Origin of the sequence: Mycobacterium sp. 236(2023) (genome assembly GCF_029623955.1) — a bacterium.
In the GTDB taxonomy this organism is placed as follows: Bacteria; Actinomycetota; Actinomycetes; order Mycobacteriales; family Mycobacteriaceae; genus Mycobacterium.
Genome location: NZ_JARSBP010000005.1, coordinates 123,341 through 136,595, shown reverse-complemented (window position 1 = coordinate 136,595; position 13,255 = coordinate 123,341). Strand labels below are relative to the sequence as shown.

General features: G+C 66.8%; 11 protein-coding genes. 7 read left to right on the top strand and 4 right to left on the bottom strand.

Annotated features, from left to right (window positions below):
- Window positions 1-43 precede the first annotated feature (43 nt).
- Window positions 44-739, top strand: a complete 696-nt coding sequence (locus P9A17_RS21405) for a hypothetical protein (RefSeq protein WP_278040745.1) — start codon at window positions 44-46, stop codon at window positions 737-739.
- A gap of 6 nt (window positions 740-745) precedes the next feature.
- Here P9A17_RS21405 and P9A17_RS21400 read toward each other — a convergent pair whose 3' ends face one another.
- A complete protein-coding gene (locus P9A17_RS21400; RefSeq protein WP_278040744.1) occupies window positions 746-1,513 on the bottom strand; it encodes a DUF1906 domain-containing protein in 768 nt (255 codons plus the stop codon).
- Window positions 1,514-1,589: 76 nt separating this feature from the next.
- On the opposite strand from P9A17_RS21400, the gene P9A17_RS21395 reads away from it, so the two are divergent.
- Window positions 1,590-4,103 carry an excinuclease ABC subunit UvrA gene (locus tag P9A17_RS21395; RefSeq protein WP_278040743.1) on the top strand — a complete coding sequence of 838 codons (2,514 nt, stop codon included), beginning with the start codon at window positions 1,590-1,592 and terminating at the stop codon, window positions 4,101-4,103.
- Here P9A17_RS21395 and P9A17_RS21390 read toward each other — a convergent pair.
- Entirely contained in the window at window positions 4,100-5,545 is a 1,446-nt protein-coding gene (locus P9A17_RS21390; RefSeq protein WP_278040742.1) for a serine hydrolase domain-containing protein, read from the bottom strand. The two genes, P9A17_RS21395 and P9A17_RS21390, sit on opposite strands and share 4 nt — an antisense overlap.
- A gap of 14 nt (window positions 5,546-5,559) precedes the next feature.
- Between P9A17_RS21390 and P9A17_RS21385 the strand changes: the two genes are divergently transcribed.
- Together P9A17_RS21385 and P9A17_RS21380 are read left to right on the top strand one after the other, a co-directional pair.
- Window positions 5,560-5,880, top strand: a complete 321-nt coding sequence (locus tag P9A17_RS21385; protein WP_278040741.1) for an EthD family reductase — start codon at window positions 5,560-5,562, stop codon at window positions 5,878-5,880.
- 19 nt (window positions 5,881-5,899) lie between these two features.
- Window positions 5,900-6,121 (top strand): hypothetical protein, encoded by a 222-nt coding sequence (locus P9A17_RS21380; RefSeq protein ID WP_278040740.1) that lies wholly within the window; start codon window positions 5,900-5,902, stop codon window positions 6,119-6,121.
- Here P9A17_RS21380 and P9A17_RS21375 read toward each other — a convergent pair whose 3' ends face one another.
- Entirely contained in the window at window positions 6,122-8,260 is a 2,139-nt protein-coding gene (locus P9A17_RS21375) for a DNA gyrase subunit A (protein WP_278040739.1), read from the bottom strand. It lies immediately after the preceding gene.
- Window positions 8,261-8,269: 9 nt separating this feature from the next.
- Complete coding sequence (locus P9A17_RS21370) at window positions 8,270-10,303, bottom strand: toprim domain-containing protein (RefSeq protein ID WP_278040738.1); 2,034 nt, start codon at window positions 10,301-10,303, stop codon at window positions 8,270-8,272.
- 521 nt (window positions 10,304-10,824) lie between these two features.
- Here P9A17_RS21370 and P9A17_RS21365 point away from each other — a divergent pair.
- The 3 genes from P9A17_RS21365 (at window position 10,825) to P9A17_RS21355 (ending at window position 13,255) form a co-directional block, all read left to right on the top strand.
- Window positions 10,825-11,736: a hypothetical protein gene (locus P9A17_RS21365; protein ID WP_278040737.1), complete on the top strand. Its 912-nt coding sequence runs from the start codon at window positions 10,825-10,827 to the stop codon at window positions 11,734-11,736.
- 6 nt (window positions 11,737-11,742) lie between these two features.
- A complete protein-coding gene (locus P9A17_RS21360; RefSeq protein ID WP_278040736.1) occupies window positions 11,743-12,531 on the top strand; it encodes a sulfite exporter TauE/SafE family protein in 789 nt (262 codons plus the stop codon).
- 79 nt (window positions 12,532-12,610) lie between these two features.
- Window positions 12,611-13,255, top strand: coding sequence for a hypothetical protein (locus tag P9A17_RS21355; RefSeq protein WP_278040735.1), 645 nt, complete (start codon window positions 12,611-12,613; stop codon window positions 13,253-13,255).

Below are 13,255 nucleotides of genomic sequence, written 5' to 3'. Positions count from 1 at the left end.
CGCGACGTATTCCTCGCCCGCCGGAACCGGGGACAATCTGACCATGAGTTCCGATCTGCACTTCTACTTCGATCCGGTCTGCCCCTTCGCATGGATGACGAGCAAGTGGGTGCGCATCGTCTCTGCGCAGCGCGACTACCAGGTCGACTGGCGCTTCATCTCGTTGCGAATCCTCAACGAGCACATCGACTATGCCGCACACTTCCCACCGGAGTACGAAGCGATGCACACCGCCGGTCTGAAGCTGTTGCGCGTGGCGGCGAAGGTTCGCGCCGAACACGGCCGCGACAGGATCGGGCCGCTCTATGAAGCGCTGGGGACCAGCATCTTCGAAAATGCCGCCGACGAGAGCCCGCTCGACGTTGTCGAGCCGATCCTGGCTCGGCTTGGTCTGCCGCCCGAACTGATCGGGGCGCTGGACGACACCGGCCTCGATGATCAGATCCGCGCCGAGACCGAGGAGGCACTCGGGTTGACGGGACGCGACGTCGGCACCCCGATCCTGCATTTCCAGCCGCCGGGAGGGGTGGCCTTCTTCGGTCCCGTGATCAGCAGGCTGCCCAGCGAGGAGGATGCCGGCGTGTTGTGGGACCACGTCGTCGGCCTGGCGTCGTTTCCCGGCTTCGCCGAGATGAAGCGCAGTCTGCGCGAGCGCCCGCAGCTGCCGAGCTTTGGTGTGGAGCCCGAAGTCGTTGGTATACAGGAGGATTGGCACGGCGGTAGTCGCCGAACCACGTGATGAACGTCAGGGATGGAAATTCCACTGGCCGCAGTCCTGGGCCAGTACGTCGTTGACGTCGACGCGGATGCCGCCGACCACCGGTCCCGGATTCGATGCGGTGTCGATGATGCGCTGGTACAGAACGGCGGCGGGGTAGATCTGGCCGTTGGACCAGGACCGGGTCTGCCACGCCCAGACGTGCCCTGCCGAACGTGACTGCCCGATCACTCCGTCTGCCGCCGCCCACATGCAGGGTCGGATGCCTGCGTAGATCCCGGTGCGCTGTACGCCGATCACCGAGTTGATCCCGCGAAACCACGGCAGTGCAAGCCTGTTCCACGCTTCGCGGTCGATGTCGTCGTCGACGCTGAAGAAGACCGGTGCGCTCCGGCCTCCGCCGGCGGCTGTATGCAATTGCCATGCCGTGGTCGCGTCGGCGACGCCACCGGCGTAGCCGCGGGTGAAGTCCGATGGCGCGGTACCGCCGGGCTTGCCGTACTGGAAGTTACTGACGATCACCAGACCCGCCGCGGTCAGCTGCTTCGCGTACGGGAGGGTGATCGGTTTGGCGCCGAAGTTCGAGCCGGGCCGCGACGTCGAGACGTAGTTGATCACTCCGGCGTGACCGGCGGCACGGATGTCCTGCGCCGAGATCTGGCGCATGGCGTAGTCGATCAGCGTGGGGTTGGCGGCCGTGGCCGTCGGCGTGCGGACACCGGTTGCCGCGGTGAGGCCGGCCAGCGCCGAGGCTGCGGCGGCGCAGCGCAATGCGTCACGCCGGGAGATTGGCACGCAGCGATGTTACCCATGTGACGGTAGTGATCACCGTGATTGAGCGCGGGCGTTTCGTGTTTGATGCCGCCCCGTTATGAGCACAATGGTCGAGGTGGACCCCTACATCCGCGTCTACGCATCTCGTGTGCACAACTTGAGATCCGTCGACGTCGCCGCCCCGCGGGACTCGTTCGTGGCGTTCACCGGCGTATCTGGATCCGGCAAGTCGTCACTGGCGTTCGGCACCGTCTACGCCGAGGCTCAGCGACGCTACTTCGAGTCGGTCGCGCCGTACGCCCGCCGGTTGCTGCTGCCCCAGGACGCGCCGAAGGTCGACGACATCACCGGGTTGCCACCGGCAGTCGCTTTGCAGCAGCGCCGCGGCTCTGCGACGTCGCGGTCGACGGTCGGTACCGTCACCACGCTGTCGAATCTGCTGCGCATGTTGTTCTCCCGCGCCGGTACCTATCCGCCCGGTGCCACCGAGCGCCTGGATTCCGATGCGTTCTCGCCGAACACCACGATCGGTGCGTGCCCGGCCTGCCACGGTCTGGGCCGCATCCATGAGGTCACCGAGGAGACGCTGGTGCCCGACCCGTCGCTCACCATCCGCGAAGGTGCGGTGGCGGCCTGGCCCGGGGCCTGGCAGGGGCAGAATCTGCGCGACATCCTCATCACGCTCGGCTACGACATCGATAAGCCGTGGCGCAAACTACCCAAGCGGCAACGGGATTGGATCTTGTTCACCGAGGATCAGCCCACCGTCGAGATCGATCCGAGCCAGCATCCGGTCACCGCGGAGTACTACTACAACGGCACCTTCTCCAGCGCCGAACGCCACGTTCGTCACACGCTGGCCAACTCGCAGAGCGCGGCGATGCGGCGACGGGTACTCCAATTCGTGCACAGCACGGATTGCCCGGTCTGCGGCGGGTCCGGTCTGCGACCCGAAGCGCTGGCCGTCACCTTCGCCGGCCGCACCATCGCCGAGCTGGCGGCGCTGCCAGTGACAGCACTGGCCGACGTCCTGACACCGGCGGCGATCAGGACAGAGTTCGCCGCGGCCTATGAATCGACCGAGTCCGGTGAATTCACCGAAGTGGCGACGATGATCGCCGCCGATCTGGTGGCCCGGATATCGGTGCTGGTCGATCTTGGGCTCGGCTACCTCAGCCTGGACCGCCGCACACCGACGGTGTCGCCCGGCGAACTGCAGCGCCTCCGGCTGGCGACCCAGCTGCGGGCGGGGCTGTTCGGCGTCCTCTACGTGCTCGACGAGCCGTCGGCGGGTCTGCATCCGGCCGATGCGGAGCCGCTACTCGAGGTGTTGGACCGGCTTCGGCGCGCCGGGAATTCGCTGTTCGTGGTCGAGCACGACATGGACGTGGTGCGACGCGCCGACTGGATCGTCGATGTCGGTCCCGGCGCCGGCGAGCTGGGCGGTGACGTGTTGTATAGCGGCCCGGTGGCAGGCCTCGCCGACGTCGAGCCCTCGGTAACCCGGCGATACCTGTTCGCCGACGGGCCACCCGCCGAACGATCCGCTCGTACACCTTCGGGCGTGATGCGCTTGCGCGGCATCACTTTTCACAATTTGCGTGACGTCGACGTCGATGTTCCTCTGGGCGCGTTCGTTGCCGTCACCGGGGTGTCAGGATCGGGCAAGTCGACGCTGGTCTGCAAGGTGCTCGGCGACGTGATGGCCAGACAGCTCGGGAGATCCGCCGAACCCGCCGACGACGGCACTGACGGTGATGCCGAACTCCTCGATATCGACATCGATTCCAGTGTGGGGGTGACCGTCGACGGCGCCGAAACGATCGACCGTCTCGTCACCGTGGACCAGCGACCGATCGGACGCACTCCGCGGTCGAATCTCGCGACCTACACCGGACTTTTCGACGCCGTCCGCAAGGCGTTCGCCGGCACTTCCGAAGCGCGTCGACGGGGCTGGAGCGCGGGTCGCTTCTCGTTCAACGTCGCCGAGGGGCGCTGCGCCACCTGTCAGGGCGAGGGTTTCGTGGCGGTCGAGCTGCTGTTCCTGCCCGGCACGTACGCGAAATGTCCGGCATGCGGCGGAGCCCGCTACTCCGACGAGACCCTCGAGATCACCTACGAGGGGAAGACCATTGCCGACGTGCTGGCCCAGACCGTCGATGAGGCGGCCGAGTTCCTGAGCGATCTGCCCGGTGCGGCAAGAAGTTTGATGACGCTGCGGGAGGTCGGGCTCGGGTATCTGCGGCTGGGGCAACCGGCGACCGAATTGTCCGGCGGTGAGGCGCAGCGCATCAAACTGGCCACCGAGCTGCAGCGGGCCAAACGTGGCCACACCCTCTATGTCCTCGACGAGCCCACCACGGGATTGCACCCGGCCGACGTCGAGCTGCTGGAACGTCAGCTGCACCGCCTCGTCGACGCTGGTAACACCGTTGTCGTGGCTGAACATGACATGTCGGTGGTGGCGCAGGCCGATCACGTCATCGACCTTGGACCCGGTGGCGGGGATGACGGCGGTGCGGTCGTGGTGGCCGGCACGCCGGCGGTGGTCGCCGCCGACACGGCGAGCCGGACGGCGCCGTACCTCGCCGCGCAGTTGAGCGCGACTTAGCTACCGTACAGATGAAGGGCCCGTGCGGATTCGGTCGCGACCTGGCCGCTCAGCGCGACGATCGGTGGCCCGCCGCGCTGGTGGATCACGTTCGCGAGGACGATCACGTACGTGTCCGAGCCCGGATCCATCCACAACGTGGCGCCGGTGAACCCGGTGTGGCCGAAGCTTCCGACCGGGAAGATGGCGCCGCGCGGTCCGGAGTGCGGAGTGTCGATGTCCCAGCCGAAGCCGCGCACATTCTGCCCGGGCACCGGTGGGCCGGGCTGCTGCGGAGTCGTCATCACCTGCGCGCTCGCCTGCGTCAATGGAAAGGTGCTCGGGCGGTTGGCGAGCTGGTCGAGAAGGGCCTGTGCGAAGCGGCCCATGTCGTGGACGGTCGTGAACACCCCGGCGCTGCCGGCCACCCCACCCATGCGGCGCGCCGTCGGGTCGTGCACGGTGCCGCGCAGCGGGTGACCGTAGTCCGGGTTGAGGCCCGGAGTGTCCTCGTCGAGGGCCGTGGGTGCGATGCGCTCGAGCAGACCCGTGCTCCACGTCCCCGGCGGGCAGATGCGCACCGCCGGTCCATCGGGATCCAGAACTATCGCGGTGCCCCGGACCTTATGTGGGCCACATGCTTTGGACGCGGGAAGATAGTAGGTATCCGACATTCCCAGCGGCGCGAACACGTTCTCGCGGACGTAGACGTCTTCGGACTCACCGGTGATCTTCTCCAGCAGCGCGCCGAGGATGATGAAGTTGATGTCGGAGTAGTGGAAGCGTTCTCCGGGACCGAACACCACCCACGCGGCGAGCGCCCGCCGGACGCCGTCAGCTTTGTCGGCCTTGTCCAGCCCCCACGGGCCGTCCAAGCTCAGATCTCCGGCTATGCCCGAGGTGTGGGTGAGCAACATCCGCAGCGTCACCTGCGCACGGCGTGGATCGTCGGCCGGGTTGAAGTCCGGCAGGTACGTCTGCACCGGTGCGTCGATCTGCACCTGGCCCTGCTCGTAGAGCTGCATGATCGCTGTCGCGGTCGCAAGGCTTTTCGTCAATGATGCGACGTCGAAGAGGGTGTCTTCCGTCATCGGCTCCGCGGGGGAGGGAGCGCCGTCGAGCCCCGGTTCGCCGACGAGCTTGCGCACACCGAAGGCCTGGCGGAAAACGATGTCGCCCCCATGCCCGACCTGGACCACCGCTCCCGGCAGGCGGTGCGCAGCGACCGCGTCGTCGATGAGCCGTGACACCGCGGAGAAGTCACCGGCCGGAGTCACCGCGGGAACGGGCGGCGAGACGGTCGTGGATGCGACCGTCGGGACGGTCACTGATGGGGTACCGGTGGCTGGTGGCGGTGGCGCGGCGTTGCCACACGCCGAGGCAAGAGTGCACACGACCATCCCGGCGGCGTAAAGCCGGGCAAGGCGCAGATTCGGCGTCGGCGTGCGGTTCACCGAAACCATGGAAGCATGATCGGATGTCCGAAACGAAGATCACCGTCATCTACGACAATCCCGTGAACCCTGACGACTTCGAATCCAGTTACTCGGAGCAACAACTGGAAGCCGCCAAGGCGATTCCGGGCCACATCAGGGTCGAGGCGTCGAAGGTGTGGCCGAAGGAAGACGGCAGCCCTACGCCCGCCTACCGAATGATCGATCTGTATTACCCCGACTACGCCAGCGCAAGTAGCGCTGTGACGACGCCAGAGGCACAGGCGTTCTTCCAAGCAATGGCGCGGGTGGCCACAGGCGGTGTCCGGGTCTTGTTCTCCGATATCGAGGTGCCGCAGCGGTGATCAGTTCTACCGTTGATCGATGACGAGAATCGGATCACTCAGTGTCGTTGCAGGGGCATTGGCCGTCGTCGCCATCGGTGGCGCCGGGCCCGCTCAGGCCGACGATCCCGACTGGGGATTCGGTGGGCCCCAGGTGAATTACGGCTATGACTTCTACTACCCGCGCAACGGCAACCCGTGGATGGACCAGATGGTCCCGTCGGTGAAGGTGCCGCGGGTCGATACGTCCGTCCGCAACTGATCACCCGGCCGGCGTCACATCCGACCCGGACCCCTTGATCGACGCCTTCGCCCGCTTCTCCGCGCGGACTGCCCGGGTGCCTCGGACGAACCCGGTGGCAGAGACCGCCGCCGCCATCAGTGCACTCTCACCATTGACGAACGGATGGAAGCCGACCCCGGCACCGCCGCGACCCTTGACCGGGATGTCCGCGACCTCGGTGACCTTCCAGCCCTTCTCCGAGATCGACAGGATGGCCTCACCGTTCTGACACGAAATGGGCAGTGCCGCAATCACTTCGTCCCCTTCGCCGGCCAGTTTGACGCCCGCCACGCCATTGCCCGCTGCGCCCTGCGGATTCACCGCGGACGGATCGATGCGCAAGACCCTGCCGCGGCGCGTGACCAGGGCGAGGTGGTAGCCGTCGGGCAGCACGCCGGAGCGCAGTAGTCCGGTGATGTCCGGGGCCACCGGGATGTCGCGGATCTTGAACGGCAGCCCGCCGCCACTGGTGAACTTGATGCGCCCGTCGGCCCATGCCGCCCAGCCCAGCCCCGAGGTGAGCAACTCGCCGTGGCTGTCGGAGAACACCCCGCGGTCGTCTAGCCGCCACGACGCGTTGACCTTCTTCTCGCGCGGCCCGTCCTCGTCGGAACCGGACGTGACCGGTGTCGCCTCGAGATCGAGGACCGTGCGACGATCGAATTCGGGCCCTTTGAACAGCTTTGCCGTCTCGACCAGTTCCTCGTCGATGACCTTGCGGCGCGCGTCGGGATTGGACACCAGCTCGGTGAGCTCCGCGAACTCCGCGTCGAGCTTGTCCGCTTCGGCCTGCAGTTCGATCACGTCGAGCTTGGTCAACCGGCGAAGCTGCAGTGCCAGAACGTAATTGGCCTGCTCTTCGTCGATGCCGAACCGCTCCTGCAGCCCGCGTCGCGCATCGTCGACGGTGTCGGAGTTCCGGATCACCGCGACCGCGGCGTCGATGTCCAGGTGAATCGTCATCAGGCCCGCCACCAGGTGGCGGCGCGCCGTGACCTTGTCCAGCCGGTACTCGCTGCGGTGCAGCACCACCGAGTCGCGCAGATGCAGGAACGCGCCGATCAACTCGCGCACGTTCCACCAGCGCGGCACCCGGTCCTCGTCGAGAGCGACGAGGCTGGCGGCGAACGTCGACTCCAGCGGTGTCAGAGCCAGCAGTTGGTCGCGGATCTGGTCGGCACTGTGCCCCCGCTTGGCGGTGACCACGATGCGCAGCCCGTTGCGGCGGTCGGTCAGATCCGACATGTCCGCCACGCCCGACATCTCGCCGGACTCGACCAGCGCGCGGATCCTGTCCTGCACAGTGTTACTGGCGACACCGGGCGGCAACTCGGTGATGACGCAGTTCTTCCCGTCGACGGAGATCGTGCCGCGCACCGTCAGCTGGCCGCGTCCCGTCGTGATGTACTCGCGCAGCCCGGCGGAACCGACCACGGTGGCCCCGCATCCCCAGTCGGGTCCGGGGATGAGCTTCACCAGCCTGTCGTCGGTCATGTTCGGCGTCTTCAGCAGCGCGCGGCAGGCCGCCATAACCTCGCGCGGATTGTGCGCGGGAACCTTGGTGGCCCAGCCTTCGGCAATACCCACAGCGCCGTTGCACAGCAACACCGGCCACTGTGCGGGCAGCATCGTCGGCTCGGTCCACTCGCCGTCGAACGTCTGCACCATCGGCACGGCATGATCGTTGAGTTCGGCGGTCAGCGCCGCGCCCGGCGCCGACAACCGCATCTCCGTGTACCGGTCGGCGGCGGGGATGTCACCTTGGATACGCGGGAAAGCGCCTTGTCCATCAATGACTTTCACGCGCTGGAACTCGGCGGCCATCAGCGCGGCCGCACCGTACATCGACGCGCCGCCATGCGGATGCAGGTTGCCCGTCACGGCAGAGCAGATCTTGGAGGACTTCTGCGGCTTGTTCCCGGGCTGAAGGCCGGACTCGTGCATCTGGTAGAGCAGGCGCCGCTGGCCCGGCTTGAGCCCGTCGAACGCCGACGGGATGGCACGGTCGCTGACGCTGTAGAGCGCGAACGTCAGCTGGTAGTGGTTCCAGTAGTCGTCGGCGCTCTGGTCGAGCACCAGATCCGGGTTCTGCTCGGGAACGTCCAAGGTCAAGGTCACGAAGAGCTCCTAGGTGAGGTCGAGCGCGGAGGTGTCGACACGGGCGGCGATGTCCGCCATCCACGTGCGCCTGCCCTCTGGCGGCCCGCCGAACAAGATGTGGTGCAACTTGGCTTCGCCGTCGTCGGGGTGGACCCGAATCACGGTGCGCCGCGCAGGATCCAGCACGGTGTTCCAGAAGTCGTCGGCATCCATCTCGCCGAGACCCTTGTTGCGCTGGACCTCGACCTTGCGCTTCGAGGTGGACTTCAACTGGGCCACCGCGGCGTCGCGCTCGGACTCGTCCTGACAGTAGATCCGTTCCGTGCCGTCCTTGACGACGAACAGCGGCGGCAACGTCACGTAGACCATCCCCGCCTGCACCAGCGGTCGGTAGAAGTCCAGGAACATCGAGATCAGGCTGGAGTTGATGTTGCCGCCATCGGGGTCGGCGTCGGAGGCGAACAGGATCCTGTCGTAGCGGCACAGTTCGGGGTCGCAGTTGTCCCGTACCCCGCATCCCAGAATCCGCTCGATCGAGTCGAATTCGTCCTTGACGCGCGCCTTGCTGATGGTGAACCCGTAGACGTTCGGCGGCTTGCCTTTCAGCGGGAACGCCGCCTGGAAGGTGGCATCGCGCGCCGCCTTGATGGTGCCCAGCGCCGAATCACCCTCGCACAGAAACAGTTCCGCGCCTGAGCCGCGGCCGGACTCCCGGCTGGGCAGCAGTTTCGGCGGCAGCGACAGGTTCGTGCCCAGCCCCTTGGCCTTCGATGCCGCCCGGGATCTGGCCTTGGCGCCCTCGGCGCTACGACGTGCCCGGGCAGACTCCAGCGCCAGCTTCGTCCACAGAGACACCGCGTCCCCGTTGGCGGGGTTGGCCGCCCAGATCGTCACGCTGCGCGCGACGTCCGGCGCCATCGCCACGTTCAGCGACCGCGACGACACCGCCGTCTTGGCTTGCGAATCCCAGGAAACGTCCGGAGCGCGGGTATCGACGGCCAGTGCCGTCACCGCGGCGAAGTCCTGCGGCTCCGGGCCGTCCTCACCCTTGGCCAGTCCGAGGTCACGGATGCGGGAGGCGCGGTCGGCCAGCGCCTCGGACATGCCTTTGACGGCCGCCGTCAGATGGGAGCCGCCACCCGGGGTGCGCACGGTGTTGCAGAATGCGGCCACGGTGGCCGGTTCGGCGGGGCCGGCGGTCAGTGACCAGCGGAACGGCGTCGGCCCGCGACCGGTGGTGTACTCGCCGCGGCCCTCGACGACAGCCCGCACGCCGGGCACCGGCGTGTCGGCGGCGGTGCACATCAGATCGAGCAGTGCCTCGGTGCCCCACGGGCCGTCGAACGGCTCGAGCAGGGCAGGAGGGACCTCGTCGCCGGGCCAGCCCTCGTCGACGACGATGAGGTGCACCCCGGGTGACATCCGCGCCGCGGCGTGCGCCCGCAGCAGCACCTCGCCGATGTCCACGCTGTTGTCCGGCACCACCGAGGGATCGAACAGGATCCGTACCGTCGTGCCCTGCAGCTTGGGTTTGCGGTTGCCCGCACCCTTGAGCTTCTGCGCGTCGGCCCGGGTGAACGTAGCCTGCGGGTCGAACTCGTCGCCCTCGAACGATCCCGGGTAGCCGGCGCCGAAACTCTGCAGGTAGGTTTTGCCGGCCCGGTGCACGGTCACGTCGGTGCGGGCGGAGATGAAAACAGCAGCGGCGGCGCCGATTCCGTTGAGTCCCGCTCCGGTGCTGGCGGCGTCGGAGTGCGCGGAGAACTTTCCGCCGGCGCGGGCGGTGCCGAGCGTCTTGACGATGCCGTTCTTCCCGGTGGCGGGATCGGTGTCGACGGGCAGTCCGCGACCGTCGTCGGCGACGCTTACCGACCCGTCCGCGTGGAGGGTGATCGTGACGGTGGATCCGCCGTGGGCCGGCACGGCGACCTCTTCGATCGCGTTGTCGACAATCTCACGAAGCGCGGTGTTGAGGACGTCGAGACCCAGGTTGACCGCCGGCCGCAGGCGCGTGTGCTGGACATCATCGAGCTCGGTGATGTCGGCGGCGGTGTAACTCACTGCTGGTCCTTGTCTTCAGTGTCGGGAGGGGTGCCGGAGGAATCGTAGACGCTTGCGCCGACAACGTCGCGCAACCTGGGAGTGGCAGGGAGAGTGCGCTGTGAAGGAAGATCCTGCTGTTCAGGCCTGCGCAATCAGCTGTGAACGCGCGCCTCGACCGTGATTCAGTGGTGATCGGCACTATACCGCGACCGCCCCTGCCGGAACCGGATCGCCACGTGGCTGATCAGCAATATCACGGCCGCGTTGAGACAATGCCACAGGAAATGGGTGCCGATCGGAAATCGGCCGCACAGCGGACTGTCCAGAGCGCGCAGCGTCACGAGACAACGAAAAGTGCTGCTGCACAGAGCAGTACATATCTGAAGCGACGCATCACGTCAGCGCCGTGAGTGCACGGTTTCTGACGGAAATTGCCTGAAATCTGTCAGAAACCGTGCATTCGCGTTGCTATTGACGCCGGTGCTAATCTGCAATCGTTTGCATCCTGCGGTCACCGTCGAGCGATAGGAGCGTGGCGCATGACGTCACCGAACTGGGCGCCGATCACCGAAGCCGTACCGGGCTCGTCGCGGCCAGTCAGCTATCACCTGGCGCCGACCTGGGACGGGTTATACACGCCTTATGCCCTGCGGCTGCCATCCGGCGACGGATCTGGCTTCCCGTTCGTGTTCCTCGCCTACGGCAACGGCGGCGGAGGTCTCGACTGGCTGCGCGGGCGAGTCAGGACGCACGGCTACATCATGGAACGCCTTCTCGACGCCGGATACGCCTGCGCATGGGGCCGATACCGGACCGAAGTCGAGCTCGGCTTCCATCAGGGCGGCCGCCTCGTCGTCGACCGCAGGCAGGGGATGGACCTGATGAGCCGCGCCCCCCTGGAGTTCGAGGACGAGATCGCGATCCTCGAAGATGTCGCCAAGCATCCGCAGATCGACGCCGAGCGGCTCGGCCACGTCGGAGTCAGCCATGCCGGGGAGATGCTGTTCAAGATCGCGTCGCAGTACGACAGCCCGCTCAAGGCCGGGGTGGCCTGCGAGCCGGCCAACCACGAGTTCCTCGACCTCACCCCGGACGACTCGGCGTTCACCAATCCGGACACGCAGCTGCGCAACATCGAAGAGATGCAGATGCGCGACCCGGCGTTCGTCCGCTCGCGGATCAACGAGCCGCTGGCCCGGGAACGGATCGCGCCGATCGCGCTCCCGATGCTTGTGATGGGCCGCGACGACGACCACCTGCAGGGAATTTTCCGGCTGAGCTATGACCTGCTCGCGAGCAGCGGCAAAAACGCCAGGTGGGTCTCCTGGGACCACCCGCTGCACGGCTACATCTTCCCGGTCGTCGGCGCCGACGGCCGGGTCGAGGTCGACGAGGTGCAGGAGCGCGCCATCGACGGCATCATCGCCTTCCTCGACGAGCACCTCGCCTGACCCCGGATGGTCGAAGCGGTCGCGCTGTTCTTCGCCGGTGTATGGGCCGGCGCGATCAACGTGATCGTCGGTTCGGGCACGCTGGTGACCTTCCCGACCCTGCTGTTGTTCGGCTATCCACCGCTGACGGCCAACGTCTCCAACAACCTCGGGATGGTCGCCGGAGGAATCTCGGGGATCTTCGGCTACCGCCGCGAATTGCGCCCGAACCGGGCGATCCTGCTGCGTCTCGCACCTGCCTCGATCGCGGGCGCAATCGTCGGTGCCGTCCTGCTTCTCGTCCTTCCCGACGAGTCGTTCAAGGCGATCGTCCCCGTGCTCATCGGCATCGGATTGCTGATGGTCGTCATCGGGCCCGCCGTGCAGCGGCGCACCGCCGCCGCACAGCAGGAAGTCGCCGAACACAACGGCCCCAGGGGCTCTCGGGGTCTGCTCACGACCGTCGCCCTCCCCGTCGGGATCTTCGTCCTCGGCATCTACGGCGGGTATTTCGGTGCGGCACAGGGCATCCTGCTCGTCGGTTTGATGGGCATGATTCTCAGCGACGGCATTCAGCGGCTGACGGCGATCAAGAACGTCCTCGCGACGATGGTGAATGCCGTTGCCGCGGTGGTGTTCATGATCGTCGCGACCCAATACATCGACTGGTCGGTCGTGGCGCTGATCTCGGCGGGCACCTTCGTCGGCGGATACCTCGGGGCGCGCTTCGGGCGCAGGCTCTCGCCGCCGGTGCTGCGGGGCTGCATCGTCGTGATCGGCTCGCTCGCACTGCTCAAGATCCTGGTGTTCGACTGACCCTTGACCCCGTGTCCGCGCGGGCACATACTGACGGCAATCGATTGCATAACGGGTGTGACTGTCTCAAGGGAGCGACATGAGCTCAACGAACAACCCTCGCGTCTCCTACGTACCGTTCGAGCAGATGGACGAGCGTATGAAGGAAGAGATGGAGCGTTGCGCCAAACACGGGACGCCGCGGCCGGAGAGTTCCGCCGTACGCGCCCACTCCCCGGCGGCCTTCTGGGCCTTCGCCGACAGCTGGAAGGCGCAATTCCACAGCGGAGTCGTCGAGCACCCGCTGAAAGACCTCTGCCGCGTCTATATCTCGCGCACGGTCAAATGCGAGTTCTGCGGAAACCAGCGCTCGGAGAAAGCCACCTCGGCGGGGCTGCAGGAGCAGCAGTACGACCAGCTCCTGAACTTCGAATCCTCCGACCTCTACGACGACCGCCAGAAGGCCGCCCTCGCCTACGCCGAGGCCATCGCCTGGGGCAGCCAGGATCTCGACGCGCTGTGGGAGCGCCTGTACGCGCACTTCTCGGAGGAAGAGGTCGTCGAGCTGGGCTGCTGCATCGCGCTGACCTTCGGTCAGCAGAGCTGGATCCGGCTACTCGGCATCGACCACCACCAGTACATGGCCGGCACGGCCGCATCGATGGCTCCCGGCTTCACGACGGCCGACGAGCTAACCGCCAGCAAGGCCGATCCCGAGTACTGGGCAGCCAAGAGCCGCGCCTGA